We start from the raw sequence: 23,204 nt of genomic DNA on the forward strand, positions 1-23,204 counted from the left end.
CCCGTCGCCACGGCTCTCGCCCCGGTTCTCGTACGGACGGCCGCCACGGTCGTCGCGACGCGGGCCACGGTCATCGCGGTTGAAGCCACCACCGGACGGGCGGCCACGGTCGAAGCCACCACCGGAGGGGCGGTCGTCGCGGCGCGGGCCACGGTCGTCACGGTTGAAGCCGGACGGGCGGTCGTCACGACGGAAGCCACCACCACTGGGGCGGTCGTCACGGTTGAAACCACCACCGGACGGGCGACCACGATCGAAGCCACCACCGGAGGGGCGGTCGTCGCGGCGCGGGCCACGGTCGTCACGGTTGAAGCCGGAGGGGCGGTCGTCACGACGGAAGCCACCACCACTGGGGCGGTCGTCACGGTTGAAGCCACCACCGGAGGGGCGGTCGTCACGACGGAAGCCACCACCACTGGGGCGGTCGTCACGGTTGAAACCACCACCGGACGGGCGACCACGATCGAAGCCACCACCGGAGGGGCGGTCGTCACGACGCGGACCACGGTCATCGCGGTTGAAGCCACCACCGGAGGGGCGACCACGGTCGAAGCCACCACCGGAGGGCCGGTCGTCACGACGCGGGCCACGGTCGTCACGGTTGAACCCACCACCGGAGGGGCGACCACGATCGAAGCCACCGCCGGAGGGGCGGTCGTCACGACGCGGGCCACGGTCATCGCGGTTGAAGCCGCCGCCGGAGGGGCGGTCGTCACGACGCGGGCCACGGTCATCACGGTTGAACCCACCACCGGACGGGCGACCACGATCGAAGCCACCGCCGGAGGGGCGGTCGTCACGACGCGGGCCACGGTCATCACGGTTGAACCCACCACCGGACGGGCGGTCGTCACGACGCGGACCACGGTCATCACGGTTGAACCCACCACCGGAGGGGCGGTCGTCACGACGCGGGCCACGGTCATCACGGTTGAAGCCACCGCCGGAGGGGCGGTCGTCACGACGCGGGCCACGGTCATCACGGTTGAAGCCGCCGCCGGAGGGGCGGTCGTCACGACGCGGACCACGGTCATCACGGTTGAAGCCACCACCGGACGGACGGCCACGATCGAACCCACCGCCCGAGGGGCGGTCGTCACGACGCGGACCACGGTCATCACGGTTGAACCCACCACCGGACGGACGGCCACGATCGAAGCCACCGCCCGAGGGGCGGTCGTCACGACGCGGACCACGGTCATCACGGTTGTAACCACCGCCCGAGGGGCGGTCGTCACGACGCGGACCACGGTCATCACGGTTGAACCCACCACCGGACGGGCGACCACGATCGAAGCCACCGCCCGAGGGGCGGTCGTCACGACGCGGACCACGGTCATCACGGTTGTAACCACCGCCCGAGGGGCGGTCGTCACGACGCGGACCACGGTCATCACGGTTGAACCCACCACCGGAGGGGCGGTCGTCACGACGCGGACCACGGTCATCACGGTTGAACCCACCGCGGGACCGGGGCTCGTAGCCACGGCCGTCGTCCGGTCGGCGCTCGGGTCGGTCCTGGGGCGGGTTCGACATTGTGGTGACTCCTTCTGCTACTTCAGCTCCACCGCGGCTCGGGCGACACCAGCGCCCTGCGCGGTTCGATGCCGGCCTCGTGGCCGCGCACCATCTCCATTGTCCGGCATCCCTCAGTCCCCCGCGTCTGGGCGGGATGTGATCCGGGCCGGCCGGTCGTGCATACGTTCAGGAAAAACAAAAAGGCCGCGGCCCCAGCGAATCGCTGGGGCCGCGGCCTTTGAATGATTGTTCGGCGGCGTCCTACTCTCCCACAGGGTCCCCCCTGCAGTACCATCGGCGCTACGAGGCTTAGCTTCCGGGTTCGGAATGTAACCGGGCGTTTCCCTCGTGCTATGACCACCGAAACCCTATCGGGTATTCAGCGAAACACACTTTTTAGTTGATAGGTGTTTCTTTATCGTGGCTGGACCGATTAATCGGTCCGTCACCGGCGATAGCTGTTCGCTACCCGGGAACCACACAGTGAACGCGAGCGTCTGAGGACAAGCCCTCGGCCTATTAGTACCGGTCAGCTCCACCCCTTACAGGGCTTCCACATCCGGCCTATCAACCCAGTCGTCTACTGGGAGCCTTACCCTCTCAAGGAGGTGGGAATACTCATCTCGAAGCAGGCTTCCCGCTTAGATGCTTTCAGCGGTTATCCCTCCCGAACGTAGCCAACCAGCCATGCCCTTGGCAGGACAACTGGCACACCAGAGGTTCGTCCGTCCCGGTCCTCTCGTACTAGGGACAGCCCTTCTCAATATTCCTACGCGCACAGCGGATAGGGACCGAACTGTCTCACGACGTTCTAAACCCAGCTCGCGTACCGCTTTAATGGGCGAACAGCCCAACCCTTGGGACCTACTCCAGCCCCAGGATGCGACGAGCCGACATCGAGGTGCCAAACCATCCCGTCGATATGGACTCTTGGGGAAGATCAGCCTGTTATCCCCGGGGTACCTTTTATCCGTTGAGCGACGGCGCTTCCACAAGCCACCGCCGGATCACTAGTCCCTGCTTTCGCACCTGCTCGACCCGTCGGTCTCACAGTCAAGCTCCCTTGTGCACTTACACTCAACACCTGATTGCCAACCAGGCTGAGGGAACCTTTGGGCGCCTCCGTTACTCTTTAGGAGGCAACCGCCCCAGTTAAACTACCCACCAGACACTGTCCCTGATCCGGATCACGGACCCAGGTTAGACATCCAGCACGACCAGAGTGGTATTTCAACGTCGACTCCACAACCACTGGCGTGGCCGCTTCAAAGTCTCCCACCTATCCTACACAAGCCGAACCGAACACCAATATCAAGCTATAGTAAAGGTCCCGGGGTCTTTCCGTCCTGCTGCGCGAAACGAGCATCTTTACTCGTAATGCAATTTCACCGGGCCTATGGTTGAGACAGTCGAGAAGTCGTTACGCCATTCGTGCAGGTCGGAACTTACCCGACAAGGAATTTCGCTACCTTAGGATGGTTATAGTTACCACCGCCGTTTACTGGCGCTTAAGTTCTCAGCTTCGCCGAGACGAATCTCGACTAACCGGTCCCCTTAACGTTCCAGCACCGGGCAGGCGTCAGTCCGTATACATCGCCTTACGGCTTCGCACGGACCTGTGTTTTTAGTAAACAGTCGCTTCTCGCTGGTCTCTGCGGCCGGCCCCAGCTCACGGAGTAAATCCGATCACCAGTTCCGGCCCCCCTTCTCCCGAAGTTACGGGGGCATTTTGCCGAGTTCCTTAACCATAGTTCACCCGAACGCCTCGGTATTCTCTACCTGACCACCTGAGTCGGTTTGGGGTACGGGCCGCCATGAAACTCGCTAGAGGCTTTTCTCGACAGCATAGGATCATCCACTTCACCACAATCGGCTCGGCATCAGGTCTCAGCCTCAATGAGTGACGGATTTGCCTATCACTCGGCCTACACCCTTACCCCGGGACAACCACCGCCCGGGCTGGACTACCTTCCTGCGTCACCCCATCGCTCACCTACTACCCTGTTGGGTCAGCGGCTCCACCACGTCCCTTTGTCCGAAGACTCCGGGCCGGCTTCACGGCTTTAGCATTCAGAGGTTCGACGTTGGCGCTTCAAAGCGGGTACGGGAATATCAACCCGTTGTCCATCGACTACGCCTGTCGGCCTCGCCTTAGGTCCCGACTTACCCTGGGCAGATCAGCTTGACCCAGGAACCCTTGGTCAATCGGCGCAAGAGTTTCTCACTCTTGTATCGCTACTCATGCCTGCATTCTCACTCGTGTCCCGTCCACAACTGGATTCCTCCGCTGCTTCACCCGGAACACGACGCTCCCCTACCCATCACAGCCCCCGTTGGGGGTATTGCTGCAATGACACGACTTCGGTGGTGTGCTTGAGCCCCGCTACATTGTCGGCGCGGAATCACTTGACCAGTGAGCTATTACGCACTCTTTCAAGGGTGGCTGCTTCTAAGCCAACCTCCTGGTTGTCTCTGCGACTCCACATCCTTTCCCACTTAGCACACGCTTAGGGACCTTAGTCGGTGTTCTGGGCTGTTTCCCTCTCGACCATGGAGCTTATCCCCCACAGTCTCACTGCCACGCTCTCACTTACCGGCATTCGGAGTTTGGCTAAGGTCAGTAACCCGTTGAGGCCCATCGCCTATCCAGTGCTCTACCTCCGGCAAGAAACACGTGACGCTGCACCTAAATGCATTTCGGGGAGAACCAGCTATCACGGAGTTTGATTGGCCTTTCACCCCTAACCACAGGTCATCCCCCAGGTTTTCAACCCTGGTGGGTTCGGTCCTCCACGAAGTCTTACCTCCGCTTCAACCTGCCCATGGCTAGATCACTCCGCTTCGGGTCTTGGGCATGCAACTGAAACGCCCTATTCGGACTCGCTTTCGCTACGGCTACCCCACACGGGTTAACCTCGCTACACACCGCAAACTCGCAGGCTCATTCTTCAAAAGGCACGCAGTCACGAGACACACAGCAAGCTGCACGTCCGACGCTCCCACGGCTTGTAGGCACACGGTTTCAGGTACTATTTCACTCCGCTCCCGCGGTACTTTTCACCATTCCCTCACGGTACTATCCGCTATCGGTCACCAGGGAATATTTAGGCTTAGCGGGTGGTCCCGCCAGATTCACACGGAATTTCTCGGGCTCCGTGCTACTTGGGAGAAGCTCAAGTGAGCCGCTGATGTTTCGTCTACGGGGGTCTTACCCTCTACGCCGGACCTTTCGCATGTCCTTCGACTACACCAACGGTTTCTGACTCACCCAGCCGCCGGCAGACGACTGAAGAACTTTCCCACGACCCCTACTACGCAACCCCTGCCGGGTATCACACGTAACAGGTTTAGCCTCATCCGGTTTCGCTCGCCACTACTCCCGGAATCACGGTTGTTTTCTCTTCCTGCGGGTACTGAGATGTTTCACTTCCCCGCGTTCCCTCCACATACCCTATGTGTTCAGGTATGGGTGACAGCCCATGACGACTGCCGGGTTTCCCCATTCGGAAACCCCCGGATCAAAGCCTGGTTGACGGCTCCCCGGGGACTATCGTGGCCTCCCACGTCCTTCATCGGTTCCTGGTGCCAAGGCATCCACCGTGCGCCCTTAAAAACTTGGCCACAGATGCTCGCGTCCACTGTGCAGTTCTCAAACAACGACCAGTCACCCACCATCAACGCGTCACGACGCATCTCAAGTAGGACCGGCACTGAAGCAACGACCATCACGGCCGTTCCTTCAGGACCCAACAACGTGCCCGCCACGACCCAACCCCACCGGATGCTTTCCACGCGCCGAAGCGCAGTACTCGCGGTCGATGAGACCGAACCGTGCCGAATAGTCAACGTTCCACCCATGAGCAACCGTGTGAGACATTCGCTCACATCCGGCTATGTGCTCCTTAGAAAGGAGGTGATCCAGCCGCACCTTCCGGTACGGCTACCTTGTTACGACTTCGTCCCAATCGCTGGTCCCACCTTCGACGGCTCCTCCCCTTACAGGTTAGGCCACCGGCTTCGGGTGTTACCGACTTTCGTGACGTGACGGGCGGTGTGTACAAGGCCCGGGAACGTATTCACCGCAGCATGCTGATCTGCGATTACTAGCAACTCCAACTTCATGGGGTCGAGTTGCAGACCCCAATCCGAACTGAGGCCGGCTTTTTGGGATTCGCTCCGCCTCGCGGCATCGCAGCCCTTTGTACCGACCATTGTAGCACGTGTGCAGCCCAAGACATAAGGGGCATGATGATTTGACGTCGTCCCCACCTTCCTCCGAGTTGACCCCGGCAGTCTCCTGTGAGTCCCCATCACCCCGAAAGGCATGCTGGCAACACAGAACAAGGGTTGCGCTCGTTGCGGGACTTAACCCAACATCTCACGACACGAGCTGACGACAACCATGCACCACCTGTATACCGACCACAAGGGGGCGACCATCTCTGGCCGTTTCCGGTATATGTCAAGCCTTGGTAAGGTTCTTCGCGTTGCGTCGAATTAAGCCACATGCTCCGCTGCTTGTGCGGGCCCCCGTCAATTCCTTTGAGTTTTAGCCTTGCGGCCGTACTCCCCAGGCGGGGAACTTAATGCGTTAGCTGCGGCACCGACGACGTGGAATGTCGCCAACACCTAGTTCCCAACGTTTACGGCGTGGACTACCAGGGTATCTAATCCTGTTCGCTCCCCACGCTTTCGCTCCTCAGCGTCAGTAATGGCCCAGAGATCCGCCTTCGCCACCGGTGTTCCTCCTGATATCTGCGCATTTCACCGCTACACCAGGAATTCCGATCTCCCCTACCACACTCTAGCCTGCCCGTATCGAATGCAGACCCGGGGTTAAGCCCCGGGCTTTCACATCCGACGCGACAGGCCGCCTACGAGCTCTTTACGCCCAATAATTCCGGACAACGCTCGCACCCTACGTATTACCGCGGCTGCTGGCACGTAGTTAGCCGGTGCTTCTTCTGCAGGTACCGTCACTTGCGCTTCTTCCCTGCTGAAAGAGGTTTACAACCCGAAGGCCGTCATCCCTCACGCGGCGTCGCTGCATCAGGCTTTCGCCCATTGTGCAATATTCCCCACTGCTGCCTCCCGTAGGAGTCTGGGCCGTGTCTCAGTCCCAGTGTGGCCGGTCGCCCTCTCAGGCCGGCTACCCGTCGTCGCCTTGGTAGGCCATTACCCCACCAACAAGCTGATAGGCCGCGGGCTCATCCTGCACCGCCGGAGCTTTACACCCACCCCCATGCGGAGGAAGGTCATATCCGGTATTAGACCCCGTTTCCAGGGCTTGTCCCAGAGTGCAGGGCAGATTGCCCACGTGTTACTCACCCGTTCGCCACTGATCCACCCCGAAGGGCTTCACCGTTCGACTTGCATGTGTTAAGCACGCCGCCAGCGTTCGTCCTGAGCCAGGATCAAACTCTCCGTGAATGTCTGCTCGTAATCGAGCGGCCACCCGCGTTGAGCGGCGCGGCGACCCCCGGAATAGGGAAGTCCCGCGCACTGCGTCCTCGCTAGTGTTTTGTTACTAAAGGAATCTCCAACCCGGATCGAACGACCCGGGCCGGGGATGTCAACATATCTGGCGTTGACTTTTGGCACGCTGTTGAGTTCTCAAGGAACGGACACTTCCTTCGAGCCGCTCTCACGGTCTCTCCGGGCGCTTCGTTCTTTCGTGTTTCCAGCTTATCAGATCCGTTCCGCTCCGTTTTCCGGAGTTTCACTTTTCCAACCCTGGCCGGCCAGGTCCGCTTTTCTGCGGCGACCTCCACGTTAGCGCATTTCCGGACGAGTCCGAAATTCACCACGCCGAACCCGAAAATACGCACAGCGCACCCATGGAATGGGATTCGAGTAAGGAGGAGGTGACTGCCAACTGCGACGGTCGCTCCGGTCGGTTCGGTCCCGCCTTTCGGCTTTCCCGTTCACCCGCCCGGTTCTTGCGACTCGTCCAACACTAGGGCACCCACCGGGTCCCGTCAAACACCGAGGGCCGGATCCGTCCGGATCCGGCCCTCGGAGGTCGTCCATGCAGGTCAACCTACGTCTGTTTTCAGCCTGCTGACGTCAGCTCAACTGCGGCGAGGTTGCGCTTGCCGCGGCGCAGGACCAGCCAGCGCCCGTGCAGCAGGTCCGCCGCGACCGGCGTCGCCTCCTCGTCCGTCACCTTCGTGTTGTTGAGGTAGGCGCCGCCCTCCTTCACCGTGCGCCGGGCCGCCGAGCGGCTCGGCGCCAGGCCGACCGCGACCAGCAGGTCGACGATCGGGAGCAACTCGGAGACCTCGGCCTTCGGCACCTCCGCCAGGGCGGCCGCCAGTGTCGGCGGCTCCAGGTCCGCCAGGTCGCCCTGGCCGAACAGGGCCTTGGAGGCGGCCACCGCCCGCTCGTACTGCTCGGCGCCGTGGACGAGGGTGGTGAGCTCCTCGGCCAGCGCACGCTGGGCGAGGCGGGCGGCGGGGCGCTCGACGGTCTCCCGCTCCAGTTCCTCGATCTCCTCCTTCGAGCGGAAGCTGAAGATCCGCAGGAAGGTGGGGATGTCCCGGTCGTCCGCGTTCAGCCAGAACTGGTAGAAGGCGTACGGCGTGGTCAGCTCGGGGTCGAGCCAGACCGTGCCGGACTCCGTCTTGCCGAACTTGGTGCCGTCGGCCTTCACGATCAGCGGCGTGGCGAGGGCGTGCACCGACTTGCCCTCGGCCTTGCGGATCAGGTCGGTGCCGGCGGTGAGGTTGCCCCACTGGTCGCTGCCGCCGGTCTGCAGGGCGCAGCCGTGGCGGCGGTTCAGCTCCAGGAAATCCATGCCCTGGAGAATCTGGTAGCTGAACTCGGTGTAGCTGATGCCGGCGTCGGAGTTGAGCCGTCGGGCGACGGCCTCCTTGGCGATCATGTTGTTGACCCGGAAGTACTTGCCGACGTCGCGCAGCAGGCTGATCGCCGACATGCCGGACGTCCAGTCCAGGTTGTTGACCATGCGGGCCGCGTACTCGCCCTCGAAGTCCAGGAAGCGCGAGATCTGGCCGCGCAGGCGCTCAACCCAGGCGGCCACCGTCTCGGGGTCGTTGAGCACCCGCTCGGAATTCGGCTTGGGATCACCGATCAGGCCGGTGGCGCCGCCGACCAGGCCGAGCGGGAGGTTTCCGGCGTCCTGGATCCGGCGCATGGTGAGGATCTGCACCAGGTTGCCGAGGTGCAGGCTCACGGCCGTCGGGTCGAAGCCGCAATAGAACGTGACCGGGCCGTCCGCGAACGCCTTGCGCAGGGCGTCCTCGTCAGTTGACAGGGCGATCAGCCCGCGCCACTGCAGCTCGTCGACGATGTCCGTCACGGTCACGCTTCTCCTTCGGTCGGGCGTCCGTCCCCCGGGCGGGCCCTGGTCGATCGGGCGCGGGTACGGAGCGGCTCCAGCGTTGTAGAGGGTACGCGGTCGGGGCCGGGGAGTTTTCGCCCAGGCCACGCCGCCGTGCACCCGCTCCCCCGCCGCGACACCGGAAATTCCGTTGTTGGACGGCCCCGGGCCGGTTCAGAGTGGTCCCACCGCCGTCCGGCGGCAGTGACGTGTGGGGAGCCGGTCGTGCCACCCCGGCACGCCCGTAGGGAGGTGGCCGAGGTGCGCAACACGCTGGTGCTGAATGCGAGCTACGAGCCGCTGACGACGGTGTCGTTGCAGCGGGCCGTGGTGCTGGTCCTGCAGGACAAGGCGGTCGTCGAGCACGCCCATCCGCTGCGCACGGTGCGCGGTACGGGTGTGTCGGTGCCACTGCCGCGGGTGATCAGGCTTCAGCGGTACGTCCGGGTGCCGTTCCGACAACGCGCGCCCTGGTCCCGCCGGGGGGTCCTGGTACGTGACCAGCACCTGTGCGCCTACTGCGGGCGGCGGGCGACCACCGTCGACCACCTCCAGCCGAGGTCGCGCGGCGGCGCCGACAGCTGGCTGAACACCGTCGCCGCCTGCGCCGAGGACAACCAGCGCAAGGCGGACCGGACGCCCGAGCAGGCGGGCATGAAGCTGCTGCGCACGCCGTTCGAGCCGACCCCGCAGGCCACGCTGATGCTGGCGCTGGGGCTCCGTGGCTCGGACGTCCGGGAGCTGGCCGCCTGGCTGCCGGCCTCGATGTCCGCGGCGGCCTGAGAACCGCCGGTGGGCCGGCCCGATCGGGGGACCGGCCGGCCCACCGGCCCTCACCGGACCGCCGGGATCAGCTCCTGGCCTGGTACCCGGCGGCGGTGCCGAAGGTGGCCGAGTGCTCGGGCACCGCGACCACCGTGCCGCTGCCGATCAGCACCCGGCCCGCGATCAGCAGCGAGCCGGTGCCCTGCGGGAAGTTCCCGCCCACCGTCTCCTGGCCGCCGGCCAGGGCGAAGCGGCTGAGCCTGGCGGGCTGGCCGAGCCGTTCGTCGGCGGCGAGCAGCAGCGCTCCGTTGTCCAGTCCGACGGCCCTGACCTTGCCCTTCTCGGCGGTCGGGGCCTTCCACAGTTGCTTGCCGGTGGTCACGTCGAACGCGGCGATGCTGAGCGGGCCACCGGACTCCGGCGCCAGCGTGACCGCCATGACGTGGTCCTGGAAGAACATGCCGGGGGTGGCCGAGAAGCTGCCGTGCCCGGCGTCGATCCGGGCGCCGTCGAGCGTCACCGGGATCTCGGCGGCCGGGTCGCCGGCCGTACCCCAGGCGAAGATCCGGTCGTCGGCGGGCCTCTCACCGGTGGTGACGACCACGGCCGGCTCGGCGGAGAGCACCGTGACGGTCTTCGGCTGGTTGTTGAGGCCGCGCCACCAGGAGACCTTGCCGTCGGCCGTGTTCAGCGACACCGCCTGGTCGACCGGGGTGGAGTCGGCGCAGCTGCTGTGCAGCAGGACGGTCTTGCCCTGGACTCCGCCCGACAGGGTGCAGAACTTCCCCTGGCCGGTGTACTGCCAGACGTCCGCGCCGTCCGCGGCCTGCCAGGCGAGCGCCTTGTCGTCGCCGACCGCGATCACTTTGTCCTCGGTGACCCCGACGTGGGCGGTGTACTGGTCCTTGGTGTCGGAGAGGGTCTTGGTCCACGCGGTCCGGCCGGTCCTGGTGTCGACGGCGGCCACCAGCGTGCAGGGGCTCCTCGGGTCGGCCTGGGTCCGGAAGACGGCCGCTCCCAGACCGGCGGCGTTGACCGTCGGGGACAGCCCGCACGGGACGGCGCCGGGCGCGGGCGGCTCCAGCGACCAGGTCGCCTTTCCGTCCGCCAGGCCGTACGCGTGCACTCCGGTGCTCTCCGCCCGCACGACGGCGTCGCCGAGCAGCCAGCTGCCGAGCAGGGTGTCGTCGGCCCCGGCCTGGGGTTCGGCGGCGGGCGTGGCGGTCCAGATCTTGGCGTGGGCGACGGTGAAGCCCTTCTCGCCGGAGGCGGCCGCCGCCACGGACCCGCCGCTCCCGCCGCTCTCACCACTGACCATGACCCCGGCGGTGACCAGGACCGCGAGGGCGGCGACCCCCGCTCCGGCGCGGATCGCGAGGGTGCGCCGGCCGGGCGTGTGATCGGCGGAGACGACGGCGTCGGCGGCGGCCCGGGCCCTGCCGACCAGCGACAGGCGGGTCCGTGCGCCGGGGGCGTCGACCTCGGCGGCCGGGTCGGTGTCGGCGGCGACCGCGTCGGCGGCGGCCCCGCCCGCCGCCTCGGGCTGCTGCTCCCGGACGGGCGGCTCGGGGAGCAGGTAGCCGTCCTGCGGGAGCTCGACACCGGGCGGGGCGTAGAGCTCCTGGCCGCCCTGGTCCTGGTAGCCGCCGTACCCGGAATACCCGCCGTCGGGAACCTGGCTGTACAGGGACTGCCCGTAGGAGGTCTGCTGGTAGGAGGTCTGCTGGTAGCCGGCCTGTCCCTGCGGCTCCTGCCCGTACGAGGACGGCCCGTGGGCATCCCGGCCGTACGGGTCCTGCGCGTACGGGTCCTGGCCGTACGGGACCTGCGCGTACGGAACCTGGCCGTAGGGGTCCTGGCCGTGCTCGGCGACCGGCTGCGGGTGACCGGCCGGATACCCGTCGGGGCCGCGCTGCGGGGGGACGGACTGCTGCCAGGACTGCTCGTAGCCGCCGTCGGCGGGCCACCCGGGCTGGGCGGCCGCCGGGGCCTGGTGGGACTGCTGCTCCGGCAGGCCGTACCCCGGGTACCAGGGCTCCTGTCCGGACGCGGCGTCCGGGTGGCCCTGGCCGAAGGCGGGGGGAGGGTCCTGAGCCATGTGATCCGTCCCTCCCGGCAGCCTGCTGTGCGGCAGACAGCATCTCACGCCGGGCCGAGCGGGCCGCCCGGCCCGGTCGGGGGACGCCGTGACGGGTGTTCAGGCCCCCTCACCGGTGCCGGGCGCGGGCCGCTTCCGGCACACCGACGGCGGTCGGAACCGGTGTCAGGCGGGACCGGTCTCCGCGCGCAGGGCGTCGTCGATGCGGGCCGCCAGTGCGAGGTCCAGGGCGGTGAGGCCGCCGGCGCTGTGGGTGGAGAGCGCGAAGCGCAGGGTGCGCCACCGGATGTCGATGTCGGGGTGGTGGTCCAGCGCCTCGGCGTCCGCCGCCACCGCGACGACCACCCGGATCGCCGCGGGGAAGTCCTCGGCGTCCGCGCTCCGGACGATCGTGTCGCCCTCGCGTGACCAGTGCGGGAGGTCGCGGAGTCCCGCCACGATCTCGTCCTCGGTCAGCCGTGCTCTGCTCATCGGTCCGCTCCAGGGTGCCGGTGGGGTCGGGTGGTGCGACGCGGGCGGGGCACCAGTTCGCCGCCGCAGTTCGGGCAGGTGTCCGCCATCGCTTCGGTGCAGTCAGGACAGAAGGTGCACTCGTAGGAGCATAGGAAGGCGGCGCCGTCCGGGCTCAGCGACACCTCGCAGCGTTCGCAGATCGCACGCATCTCCAGGGCCATCGGGGGCCTCTCCTCTCGTACGGGCACCGGAACGGCGCGGGAACCACCGGCGCGGGAACCACCGGCGCGGGGGAACAGGCGGCGCGGGGACCGGGGTGCGTCCGGGGCGGCGGGCCGGCGGCGGCCGGCCTCGGCCGAGGAGCGGTTTCCGCCTCAGCCGAGGAGCAGTTTGGTGACGGCGGCCAGGCCGACCACCACGATCACGGCCCGCAGCACCGTCGGCCGCAGCCGCCGCCCGACCTTGGCGCCGATCTGCCCCCCGACCACCGAACCGACCGCGATCAGCAGCACCGCCGTCCAGTCGATGGTGGAGGTGAAGAGGAAGAACACCGCGGCGACCGCGTTCACGATCAGCGCCAGGACGTTCTTGGCGGCGTTGATCCGCTGCATGCCGTCCTGCAGCAGCATGCCCATCAACGCGATCAGCAGCACGCCCTGGGCCGCGCCGAAGTAGCCGCCGTAGATGCCGGTCAGGAAGACGCCGGCCAGCAGCAGCAGGCCGCCGTGCGGATCGCCGCCCTCCTTGCGGCGGGCGGCCACCACGCGGGCCACCCGCGGCTGGATCACCACCAGCACCAGGGCCAGCAGGATCAGGGCGGGGACGATCGCGGTGAAGGCGCCGCTCGGCAGCTTCACCAGCAGGACGGCGCCGAGCAGACCGCCGAGCAGCGAGGCGCCGCCCAGCCGGCGAAGCCGGGCGCCCTGGCCGACGAGCTCCCGACGGTAGCCGACCACACCGCTCACCGAGCCGGGGACCAGGCCGAGCGTGTTGGAGACGTTGGCGGTCACCGGCGGCAGACCCAGGGCCAGCAGCACCGGGAAGGTGATCAGCGTGCCCGAGCCGACGATGGCGTTGATGGTTCCGGCGCCGACGCCCGCCACCAGGACGGCGAGGCTCTCCCAGGGTGTCATCCGTCTTCCGTCCGCTCGGTCCTGTCCGATCCGTCCGAGGGCGATCATGCCCGAGGGCGGCCCCGGCTGCCCAGCCGCGGCCCATCATGCGGGACGGCCGGTGCGGCCCGGGGAACGGCCGGGGCCCGCTCCCCGGTGCGGGAGCGGGCCCTCGACGGTGGCTCAGAGGCCGTACGGGCGGGCGCCGGTGGGTACCGGGGCCTGCCCGGTCACTCGGTGTCGATCTTCGGGTACTCGCGGGTCGGGTCGACCCGGGGACGGGCCACGCCCTTGTCGGTGTCGACCGGGCGCGGGCCGGCGCCCGCGTCGAGCGGCACCTGGGTGGCCGGCGGGGCGGCGGCCGCGCCGCCCATGCCGCCGGTCAGGCCGGAGAACGCTCCGCCGAGGCCCTTGAGCGCGTCGCCCACCTCGCTCGGGATGATCCAGAGCTTGTTGGCGTCGCCCTTGGCCAGTTCGGGCAGGGTCTGCAGGTACTGGTAGGCGAGCAGCTTCTGGTCGGGGTTGCCGTCGTGGATGGCCTCGAAGACCGTCCGGATCGCCGCCGCCTCACCGTCGGCGCGCAGCACCGCGGCCTGCGCCTCACCCTCGGCCTTGAGGACGTCGGCCTGCTTCTCGCCCTCGGCACGCAGGATCGCGGCCTGCCGGGCGCCCTCGGCGGTGAGGATGGAGGCACGCTTGTCACGGTCGGCACGCATCTGCTTCTCCATCGAGTCCTGGATGGAGGTCGGCGGGTCGATCGCCTTGAGCTCCACCCGGTTGACCCGGATGCCCCACTTGCCGGTGGCCTCGTCCAGCACGCCGCGCAGGCCGGCGTTGATGACCTCGCGGGAGGTCAGGGTGGATTCGAGGTCCATCGAGCCGATGATGTTGCGCAGTGTGGTGATGACGAGCTGCTCGATCGCCTGGATGTAGCTGGCCACCTCGTAGGTGGCGGCGCGCGCGTCGGTGACCTGGTAGTAGATCACCGTGTCGATGTTGACCACCAGGTTGTCCTGGGTGATCACCGGCTGCGGCGGGAAGGGCACGACCTGCTCGCGCAGGTCGATCCGGTTGCGCACCCGGTCGATGAACGGGACGACGATGTTCAGCCCCGCGTTGAGGGTCCGGGTGTAGCGGCCGAAGCGCTCGACGATGGCCGCGCTGGCCTGCGGGATCACCTGGATCGTCTTGATCAGCGCGATGAAGGCCACCACGACGAGGACGACCAGGACGATAAGGACGGGTTCCACGGAATCTCCCCTAGACGACCAGGGCGGTCGCGCCCTGGATTTCGACGACGTCGACCTGCTGCCCCGGCTCGAACACACGGCCGGGGTCGAGCGCGCGAGCGGACCAGACCTCGCCGTTCAACTTGATCCGCCCGCCCTCCCCGTCGACCTTCTCCGCGACGACCGCGGTGGCGCCCTGAAGCGCCTCGATGCCCATCTTGACCTGGGGGCCCTGCCGGAGCTGCCGGAGGGCGATCGGCCGCACCACGAGCAGCAGCGCGGTGGAGACGGCGACGAATCCGAGGACCTGCCAGACCACCCCCGCCCCGAGGCCGGCGATGCCCGCCGCCGCGGCGGCACCGACCGCGAACATGGCGAATTCCGGCATCGCGGTGAGCACCAGCGGTATGCCGAGGGCAACGGCAGTCAGGAGCCACCAGATCCAGCTGTCCACGAGTCCATCCTAGGGAGCGAAGGGCCTTCTGGCGGAAGGTTCCCGCAGGTGACCAGGTGGAAACCGGCCACGCGTACGACCGGCTCCGGTTCGGTCGGATTCAGGGCGGCCCAGAGTTCGCCGGGTCGGCCGCGACGCGACCGCCCGGGCGGGAGAAGGGGCCTGGGGCCGGGTCAGCCGAGCGGAAGGCCCTGGGCGGACCAGCGGTCGCCGTGACGCTCCAGGGTGAGCGGCAGGCCGAAGCAGAGCGAGAGGTTGCGGGCGGTCAGCTCGGTGTCGATCGGGCCGGCCGTCAGAACCTTGCCCTGACGGATCATCAGGACGTGGGTGAAGCCGGGGGCGATCTCCTCGACGTGGTGGGTGACCATCACCATGGCCGGTGCGAACTCGTCCTGGGCGAGCGCGCCGAGGCGGCGGACCAGGTCCTCCCGGCCGCCGAGATCCAGGCCGGCGGCCGGCTCGTCGAGCAGCAGCAGCTCGGGGTCGGTCATCAGGGCGCGGGCGATCAGGGTGCGCTTGCGCTCACCCTCGGAGAGGGTGCCGAACCTGCGGGTGGTGAAGTCGGCCATACCGAGCCGGTCGAGCAGCGCGAGCGCCCGGGACTCGTCGGTCTCCTCGTACTTCTCGTGCCAGCTGGCGGTCATGCCGTACGCGGCGGTGAGCACCGTCTGCAGGACGCTCTGGTCGGCGGGCAGCTTGTCGATCATGGAGGCGCCGGCCAGGCCGATCCGGGCCCGCAGCTCGAAGACGTCCACCTCGCCGAGCTTCTCTCCGAGCACGGTCACCTTGCCGGTGCTCGGGAAGAGGTAGGTGGAGGCGATCTGCAGCAGGGTGGTCTTCCCGGCGCCGTTGGGGCCGAGGATGACCCAGCGCTCACCCTCCGAGATCGACCAGGAGACCTGGCCGACCAGCTCGCGGCCCTCACGGACCACGGATACGTCCACCAGCTCCAGCACGTCGCTCATGCCTACGCCTTCCCCAATGCAGAATTCGGCCGTCCGAGGCTTCTGACCGAGGTCTTGGCCGTGGGTCCTCGGGGTGCGGTCCACTCGTCTCGACAGCGGTGCGGGCGGGCAGCCTACTCCAGCAGCCGGACAGGTACGGAGGAGGTGCGCCGCTCGCAGCACAGGGCAAACCTACGCCACCCGGGTGTCGCGCATTTCCGTAGGCTGGCCGGATGCTCGCGACTCCTGCCGACAATCCGTACGAAGAGCCCCGTTCAGGGCGGCTGACCGCCTGGGGCAACGCCATGCTGGGCGGATTCGCACCGCCGGACAACGCGGCGGCCGCCGTCCTCGGTGACGACGACAGCCACCGGGTCACCGGACTGCCCGGCGACACCGGGGCCGACCGGCACGCGCTGACCTGGGCACTCGGGCGCCTCCGGGTGCTCGGCGTGACCGGCCTGCGCCTCGCACTGCCGAGCGCCGGCCATCCGCTCGGGCTGACCGGGCCCGCCGGGTTCAACGCCGGGGCGATGGCCGCGGGCGAGGCGGTGCTCGCCGTCGGGGCTCCGCTGGGGCTGGTTCCCGAGGTGGAGGTGTTCGGCCCGGCCGGGGACCGCTCGGCGACGGTGCTCTGGCGCTGCTCCGAGGTGAACGAGGCGCCGCCCGCCGACGTCCCCTCGCTGCACGAGGCGGAGCGAGAGCTGGCGGACGGACTGCGCGAGACGACGGTGCTGCTGGCCCGGCTGGACGTGGCCGGGGCGGGCCCGGCGGCGATGCGCGCGCTGGAGGCGTACCGCAGGCAGGGGCACGGCGAACTGCTGGCGCCCGGCTACCCGCCTCGCGCGGTGCGGGTGCTGCAGTCGGCCCGGCAGGTGTCGGCGCTGCTGTCGATCGCCTCTGGCGGACACGGGGCCGCGGTCAGCGCCTCCGAGATGGCCGCCCGCCAGGAGGTGCTCGCCCCGCTGCGGCGGACGGCCCGGCGGGCCCAGGTCGCGGCGTACAACGCGCTGGCGGACGAGCGCGGGGCCTGAGAACCCCGGTCGGTCGTGGCCGTCAGCTCTCCCGGGCCGCGCCGTTGCGCACCGCCCACAGTGCGGCCTGGGTGCGGTCGGCGACGTCCAGCTTCATCAGGATGTTGGAGACGTGCGTCTTGACCGTCTTCTCGGAGAGGTTGAGGCCACGGGCGATCTCGCGGTTGGAGCGGCCGTCCGCGATGTGGCCGAGCACCTCGCGCTCACGCTCCGTCAGGGTGCCGCCGCGGCCCTGCGGAGCGCGATGGGTGTCCTCGGACAGGAGCGCCTCGGCGAGCTCCGGCTGCAGCAGGACGTGGCCGGAGTGCACCGAGCGGATGGCGCCGGCCAGCGCCTCCGGGTCCACGTCCTTGTAGACGTACCCGGCGGCGCCGGCCCGCAGCGCGGGGACCATCGTGCGGTGCTCGGTGAAGCTGGTGACGATCAGGATCCGGGCCCGGCTGCCGCCCTCCTTGAGCATCCGCAGCGCCTCGATCCCGTCCACACCGGGCATCTTGAGGTCCATCAGGACGACGTCGGGGGCCAGCTCCTGCGTCTTGGCGACGCCCTCCGCGCCGTCGGCGGCCTCACCGACCACCTCGATGTCGTCCTGTACCTCCAGGAAGGTGCGCAGCCCCCGGCGCACCACCTGGTGGTCGTCCACCAGCAGCACGCGGATCGGCGGGTTGCCGGCCTCGGCGGGCGGGTTGCCGGGCTCGGCGGGCGGGTTCTCAGGCACCGGGGACCTCCAGTTCGACGGCCGTCCCCTTGCCGGGGGCCGAGTCCAGGGTGAGGCGGCCGCCGACGGCGGCGGCGCGGTCGCGCATCGAGACCAGGCCGAGGTGGCGCCCGGCCCGCCGGACGGAGTCGGGGTCGAATCCGCGGCCGTCGTCGGTGACGCGCAGCACGGCGCCCCGGGCCGGGGTGCCGGTGAGGGTGACGGTGACGCGCTCGGCACCGGAGTGCCGCAGGGCGTTGTGCAGGGCCTCCTGGGCGACCCTGAGCACGGCCGCCTCCTGGGCGGCCGGCAGGGCCCGGACGCCGTCGGCGCCGAAGGCCACCGCCGCCGTGTGCGCGCGGTCCAGCACCTGGACCTGGGAGGCCAGGGTGGCCACCAGACCGTCCTCCTCCAGGGCGGCCGGGCGCAGCTCGACGACCACCGTGCGCAGTTCGTCGGCGGCCTCGCCCGCGAGCCTGGCCACCTCGGCCAGTTCGGCCCGCGCGCGGGCGGGGTCGCGCTCGACCAGGGTGGCGGCGGCCTTGGCGGTCAGGCGCAGCGAGAACAGCTTCTGCGAGACGGCGTCGTGCAGGTCGTGGGCGATCCGGGCGCGTTCGCCGGCCAGGGTGAGTTCGCGGCTGCGCTCGTAGAGGCGGGCGTTGGAGAGCGCGATGGCGGCGTGGGCGGCGAGGATCCGCAGCAGTTCCTCGTCGTGGTCGGTGAAGCCGCCGCCGGCGCTCTTGTTGGCCAGGAAGATCACGCCCATCACCTCCTGCCCGGGGGGACCGCCCTCCTCCCCGGCGCCGCCGTCCAGGATGGGCATGCCGAGGAAGGCCACCATGTCGGGGTGCGCGGCGGGCCAGCCGCCGAAGGACGGCGCCCGGCGGACGTCGGCGAGGCGGGTGGGCCCGGTCTCGTGCAGCATCGTGGCGAGCACGCCGTGCTGGCGCGGCAGCGGCCCGATCGCGCGCCACTGCTCCTCGGTGATCCCGTCCACCACGAACTGGGCGAAGCCGCCGTGGTCGTCCGGTACGCCGAGGGCGGCGTACTCGGCGCCGAGCAGGCTGCGGGCGGAGGCGGTGATCCGGCGCAGCACCTCGCGCACCTCCAGGTGCCGGCTCATCGCCAGCACGGCGGCGCTGACGGCCTCGATGCCGCCCAGGCAGGGGTCGCAGTGCGGCGGGGTGGCTGCGGGGTCGGACGGCATATCGCCAACCTACCGCCGCCGGTCTTCGCGGCGCGTCGGTCCGGGGGCGGGCGGGGCGGGGGTCCGCGGACCTAGGTCCCGCCGGCTCCGCCGGGCGCGACGGCGACGGGCGGCCCTCCCGGCGTGGGAGGGCCGCCCGTGCGGACGGTCGGGCGGGTCAGCCCTTGCGCATGACCTCGGGCTCGTGGCGCTTCTGCAGGCGGGTCACCAGCACCCCGAGGAGGGCGGCGAGGATGATCAGGACCGCCCAGTCGCCGAACAGCTGGCCCACGTTGTGGCCCCAGATGGAGTCCCACACCGGGTGCTGCTGATCGCGGTTCCAGGGGCCCATCAGGTGGGAGAGGTCCAGCGTGGTGGCCACCGAGCCGACGCCCCAGCGGGCGGGCATCAGCCAGGCGAACTGCTCCAGGCCGGGCTTGTCGAAGATCTGGAACAGGCAGCCGGTGAACACGACCTGGACGATCGCGAACATCACCAGCAGCGGCATGGTCTTCTCGGCGGTCTTCACCAGGGCGGAGATGACCAGGCCGACCATCATCGAGGTGAAGCTCAGCAGGATGAGGCCGATCGCCATCTCGACCGCGGGCAGGTGGGCGAAGAGCAGGCCCTCGGTGGGCAGCTTGCGGCTCGGCAGGCCGGCGGCGGCGATGATCGTGCCCTGGACGATGCTGAAGAATCCGAGCACGATGACCTTCGACATCATGTACGCCGAGCGGGAGAGCCCGGTGGCCCGTTCACGCTCGTAGATCGCCCGTTCCTTGATCAGCTCCCGGACCGAGTTCGCCGCCCCGGAGAAGCAGGCGCCGATCGCCATGATCAGCAGGATGGTGGCGGCCTCGTTGTTGTAGCCGGGGCTGCCGTCCTTGAGGATCTTCCAGCTCAGGCCGCCCGCGGCCGGGATCACCGTGCTGACCCCGCCGAGGATGGCCGGCAGCAGGATCGAGAGCGCCATGAAGCCCCGGTCCGAGGCGATCACCGACAGGTAGCGGCGGATCAGCGTCCACAGCTGGGAGCCCCAGCTCTGCGGCTTCGGCGGGCGGATCGCCTGCTGCACGATCGGGGCGGACTGCGGGGCCGCCGCGTCGGCGTCGGCGGAGTACTGCTGGTAGTGCACCGAACCGCGGTAGCGGCCGGACCAGTCGTGGTCGGGGTAGTTCTCGAAGGCCTGGAACACGTCGGCCCAGGTCTCGTACCCGAAGAAGTGCAGGGCCTCGTCCGGCGGCCCGAAGTACGCCACCGCGCCGCCCGGGGCCATCACCAGCAGCCGGTCGCAGAGCGCGAGTTCGGCGACCGAGTGGGTGACCACCAGGATGGTGCGGCCGTCGTCGGCCAGGCCGCGCAGCATCTGCATGACCTCGCGGTCCATGCCCGGGTCGAGGCCGGAGGTGGGCTCGTCCAGGAAGATCAGCGAGGGCTTGGTGAGCAGTTCGAGCGCCACCGAGACGCGCTTCTGCTGGCCGCCGGAGAGGGCGGTGATGCGGTTCTCGGCGCGCTTGTCCAGGCGCAGTTCGTAGAGCACCTCGTCGATCCGGCGCTCGCGCTCCGCGGCCTCGGTGTCGCCGGGGAACCGCAGCCGGGCCGCGTACTTCAGCGCGGTGCGGACGGTGAGCTCCTTGTGCAGGATCTCCGACTGCGGGACGAGGCCGATCCGCGAGCGCAGTTCGGCGAACTGCTTGTAGAGGTTGCGGCCGTCGTAGAGGACGTCGCCGCGGTCGGCGGGGCGGTAGCCGGTGAGGGCGCGCAGCAGCGTCGACTTGCCCGAGCCGGACGGGCCGATGACGGCCACCAGCGACTTCTCCGGTACGCCGAAGCTGACGTCGTCGAGCAGGACCTTCTTGCCGCCCTTGAAGTCGACCTCGACGGTCAGGTGGCGGGCGGAGAAGGAGACCGCGCCGGTGTCGACGAACTCCTGCAGCTGGTCGCCGACCAGCACGAAGCTGGAGTGGCCGACGGTCAGCCGGTCCTGCGGACCCATCAGCTGGCGCTGGACGGGCTGGCCGTTGAGGAAGATGCCGTTGTGACTGCCGAGGTCGACGATCTCGTACCGGCCGTCGGGCAGCTGGCGCAGCTCGGCGTGGTGGCGGGAGACCTGGAGGTCGGAGACGACGACGTCGTTGTCGAGCGCGCGGCCGATCCGGACGGTGCGCATGCCGGCGGTCAGATTGCGGATCATCGTCGGCTGCGGGCCCTGGGCCGGCCGGCCGGCGAGGTCGGCCGGGAAGCCCTGCGGGCCGCCGTGCTGGGGGCCGGCCTGGTGCGGGAAACCCTGCTGCTGCGGGACGGCCGGCTGCGGGGGGAGGCCGGGCTGCGGATGCTGCGGGAAGCCCTGCTGCTGCGGGACGACCGGCTGCGGCGGGGAGGTGTTCCACTGCTGGTGCACCGGGGGCTGCTGGAGCGGCGGCTGCTGGGCCGGGGCCTGCGGGGCCCAGGGCTGGGCGACCGGGGCGGCGGCGGCGCGCGCGGTGGCGGCGTCGTGCCAGGCGGGGGCCGCGGCCGCGGCCTGGACCGGGGCGGAGAAGGCCAGCCTGGGGCCGTTCTCGCCGTTGCCGAGGTTGACCACCGCGCCGGGGAAGAGCTGCGCCTGCCGGGTGCGCGCACCGGCGACGTACGTCCCGTTCGTGCTGCCGTGGTCCTCCAGCTGCCAGCCCGCGCCGTTGAAGGTGATGGTGGCGTGCTGCCAGGAGATCCTGGCGTCGTCGAACGGGAAGTCCGACTGCGGGTTGCGCCCGATGGTGTAGGCCCGCCCCGGCTCCAGAGTCCGCTGTTGCCCGTTGATGTCAATGACGAGTTGCGGCACTGCGCGCCTGCCCCGCTCTCTCGGTCCCCCGGTTGACCCCCCTGCGGGGGTGCGCTGATCGTGAAGTGACGGGGGGAATCATTCCAGCCGGCCGACCGTTGGTGAAAGTCACCCTGGTGACTGTGACCAGGTGGCAACGATTCGCGGACGGTCCGTGACAGGGGCGGGGCGGCGCCGGTGAGCCGCCCGCGGGCTGCGTCGCGTCCACGGGCCGGACCGGTACCGCCGCCGCGACGGGCGCCGGGTAGCGTGGGTGGCACCATGAACGCATCGCCCCCGGCCGCTGAGCCCGTCCCCAGCCCGCAGCCCCGGACCGAGGACGAGCGCACCCTGCTCGTCAAGGTGTTCGGCAAGGACCGCCCTGGTATCACCGCCGGTCTGTTCGCCACGCTCGCCGACTTCGACGTCGACGTGATCGACATCGAACAGATGGTGACCCGGGGCCGGATAACTCTCTGTGCTCTGATCACTCCCCCGGCCGGCGGCTCGCCCGGCGCCGAGGGATCACTGCGGGCCACCGTGCACCGCTGGGCCGACGAGCTCAAGCTCCAGGCCGAGATCATCTCCGGTACGGGCGACAACCGGCCGCGCCGGGAGGGCCGTTCGCACGTCACCGTGCTGGGCCACCCGCTGACCGCCGCCGCGGTCTGCGCCCTCACCACCCGGATCACCACGGCCGGCGGCAACATCGACCGCGTCTTCCGGCTCGCCAAGTACCCAGTGACGGCCGTCGAGCTGGCCGTCTCCGGCGTGCCGACCGACGAGCTGCGGGCCGAGCTGGCCCAGGAGGCCGCCACCCAGCGGGTGGACATCGCGGTGGTGACGGCCGGGCTGCAGCGCCGGGCCAAGCGGCTGGTCGTGATGGACGTCGACTCCACGCTGATCCAGGACGAGGTGATCGAACTCTTCGCGGCGCACGCGGGCTGCGAGGAGAAGGTCGCCGAGGTGACGGCGGCCGCGATGGCCGGCGAGCTGGACTTCGCCGAGTCGCTGCGCGCCCGCGTCGCGCTGCTGGCCGGGCTGGACGCCGCCGTGACGGAGAAGGTGCGGACGGAGGTCCGGCTGACGCCGGGCGCCCGCACGCTGATCCGCACCCTGCAGCGGCTCGGGTTCCAGGTCGGCATCGTCTCGGGCGGGTTCACCCAGGTCACCGACCACCTGGTGGAGCTGCTCGGGCTGGACTTCGCGGCGGCCAACACCCTGGAGGTGGTGGACGGGAGGTTCACCGGCCGGGTCACGGGCGAGATCGTCGACCGGGCCGGCAAGGCCCGCTGGCTGGCCCGGTTCGCCGAGCAGGCGAAGGTGCCGCTGGAGCAGACGGTGGCGATCGGCGACGGCGCCAACGACCTGGACATGCTGAACGCGGCGGGCCTCGGGGTGGCCTTCAACGCCAAGCCGGTGGTGCGCCAGGCCGCCGACACCTCGGTCAACGTGCCCTTCCTGGACACCGTGCTCTACCTGCTGGGGATCACCCGCGAGGAGGTCGAGGCGGCCGACGCCCTGGACGGCACCCCGACGGAGTGACCCGTACGAAAGGGGGCGCGGGGTCACCCC

General features: G+C 69.1%; 14 protein-coding genes, 3 rRNA genes and 1 pseudogene. 3 read left to right on the top strand and 15 right to left on the bottom strand.

The annotated features are described in order from the left end of the window. Positions 1 to 318 precede the first annotated feature (318 nt). From OG823_RS09240 to tyrS, 5 genes and pseudogenes are all read right to left on the bottom strand, one after another. Positions 319 to 1,260: pseudogene (locus OG823_RS09240) on the bottom strand (hypothetical protein); the annotation flags it as partial. Between the two features lie 506 nt (positions 1,261 to 1,766). After that, positions 1,767 to 1,883 (bottom strand): 5S ribosomal RNA (gene rrf / locus OG823_RS09245). Positions 1,884 to 2,017: 134 nt separating this feature from the next. Beyond that, positions 2,018 to 5,139: ribosomal RNA gene (locus OG823_RS09250) — 23S ribosomal RNA — on the bottom strand. A 285-nt stretch (positions 5,140 to 5,424) separates the two neighbouring features. After that, positions 5,425 to 6,948: ribosomal RNA gene (locus OG823_RS09255) — 16S ribosomal RNA — on the bottom strand. The 16S, 23S and 5S rRNA genes sit together here, the layout of an rRNA operon. A 622-nt stretch (positions 6,949 to 7,570) precedes the next feature. Beyond that, positions 7,571 to 8,839, bottom strand: coding sequence for a tyrosine--tRNA ligase (gene tyrS, locus OG823_RS09260; protein ID WP_371484377.1), 1,269 nt, complete (start codon positions 8,837 to 8,839; stop codon positions 7,571 to 7,573). A gap of 282 nt (positions 8,840 to 9,121) precedes the next feature. Between tyrS and OG823_RS09265 the strand changes: the two genes are divergently transcribed. Next, positions 9,122 to 9,643 carry an HNH endonuclease gene (locus OG823_RS09265; RefSeq protein WP_371484378.1) on the top strand — a complete coding sequence of 174 codons (522 nt, stop codon included), beginning with the start codon at positions 9,122 to 9,124 and terminating at the stop codon, positions 9,641 to 9,643. Between the two features lie 67 nt (positions 9,644 to 9,710). Here OG823_RS09265 and OG823_RS09270 read toward each other — a convergent pair whose 3' ends face one another. From OG823_RS09270 to OG823_RS09300, 7 genes are all read right to left on the bottom strand, one after another. After that, positions 9,711 to 11,723, bottom strand: a complete 2,013-nt coding sequence (locus OG823_RS09270; protein ID WP_371478974.1) for a PQQ-binding-like beta-propeller repeat protein — start codon at positions 11,721 to 11,723, stop codon at positions 9,711 to 9,713. Between the two features lie 165 nt (positions 11,724 to 11,888). Next, positions 11,889 to 12,194 carry a 4a-hydroxytetrahydrobiopterin dehydratase gene (locus OG823_RS09275; protein ID WP_371478975.1) on the bottom strand — a complete coding sequence of 102 codons (306 nt, stop codon included), beginning with the start codon at positions 12,192 to 12,194 and terminating at the stop codon, positions 11,889 to 11,891. Beyond that, on the bottom strand, positions 12,191 to 12,397 hold the full coding sequence (locus OG823_RS09280; RefSeq protein WP_371478976.1) for a DUF1272 domain-containing protein: 207 nt from the start codon (positions 12,395 to 12,397) through the stop codon (positions 12,191 to 12,193). The genes OG823_RS09275 and OG823_RS09280 overlap by 4 nt, the downstream gene beginning before the upstream one ends. Before the next feature lie 153 nt (positions 12,398 to 12,550). Further along, positions 12,551 to 13,309, bottom strand: a complete 759-nt coding sequence (locus OG823_RS09285) for a sulfite exporter TauE/SafE family protein (RefSeq protein ID WP_371478977.1) — start codon at positions 13,307 to 13,309, stop codon at positions 12,551 to 12,553. Between the two features lie 209 nt (positions 13,310 to 13,518). Then, entirely contained in the window at positions 13,519 to 14,538 is a 1,020-nt protein-coding gene (locus OG823_RS09290) for an SPFH domain-containing protein (RefSeq protein ID WP_371478978.1), read from the bottom strand. 10 nt (positions 14,539 to 14,548) lie between these two features. Next, positions 14,549 to 14,971, bottom strand: coding sequence for an NfeD family protein (locus OG823_RS09295; RefSeq protein WP_371478979.1), 423 nt, complete (start codon positions 14,969 to 14,971; stop codon positions 14,549 to 14,551). A gap of 173 nt (positions 14,972 to 15,144) precedes the next feature. After that, positions 15,145 to 15,936 carry an ABC transporter ATP-binding protein gene (locus OG823_RS09300; protein ID WP_371478980.1) on the bottom strand — a complete coding sequence of 264 codons (792 nt, stop codon included), beginning with the start codon at positions 15,934 to 15,936 and terminating at the stop codon, positions 15,145 to 15,147. A gap of 212 nt (positions 15,937 to 16,148) precedes the next feature. On the opposite strand from OG823_RS09300, the gene OG823_RS09305 reads away from it, so the two are divergent. Continuing rightward, the gene (locus OG823_RS09305; protein WP_371478981.1) at positions 16,149 to 16,949 is read left to right on the top strand and encodes a hypothetical protein; all 801 of its coding nucleotides are present in this window, start codon (positions 16,149 to 16,151) and stop codon (positions 16,947 to 16,949) included. Between the two features lie 22 nt (positions 16,950 to 16,971). Here OG823_RS09305 and OG823_RS09310 read toward each other — a convergent pair whose 3' ends face one another. The 3 genes from OG823_RS09310 to OG823_RS09320 all read right to left on the bottom strand — a co-directional run bounded on the left by OG823_RS09310 (position 16,972) and on the right by OG823_RS09320 (position 21,650). Next, positions 16,972 to 17,667, bottom strand: coding sequence for a response regulator (locus OG823_RS09310; protein ID WP_371478982.1), 696 nt, complete (start codon positions 17,665 to 17,667; stop codon positions 16,972 to 16,974). Then, positions 17,660 to 18,853 carry a GAF domain-containing sensor histidine kinase gene (locus OG823_RS09315; RefSeq protein ID WP_371478983.1) on the bottom strand — a complete coding sequence of 398 codons (1,194 nt, stop codon included), beginning with the start codon at positions 18,851 to 18,853 and terminating at the stop codon, positions 17,660 to 17,662. Before OG823_RS09315 ends, OG823_RS09310 begins: the two co-directional genes overlap by 8 nt. A gap of 157 nt (positions 18,854 to 19,010) precedes the next feature. Next, entirely contained in the window at positions 19,011 to 21,650 is a 2,640-nt protein-coding gene (locus OG823_RS09320) for an FHA domain-containing protein (protein ID WP_371478984.1), read from the bottom strand. Between the two features lie 261 nt (positions 21,651 to 21,911). On the opposite strand from OG823_RS09320, the gene serB reads away from it, so the two are divergent. Continuing rightward, positions 21,912 to 23,174, top strand: coding sequence for a phosphoserine phosphatase SerB (gene serB / locus OG823_RS09325; protein ID WP_371478985.1), 1,263 nt, complete (start codon positions 21,912 to 21,914; stop codon positions 23,172 to 23,174). Positions 23,175 to 23,204: the final 30 nt, after the last annotated feature.

Origin of the sequence: Kitasatospora sp. NBC_00315 (assembly GCF_041435095.1) — a bacterium.
GTDB lineage: Bacteria > Actinomycetota > Actinomycetes > Streptomycetales > Streptomycetaceae > Kitasatospora.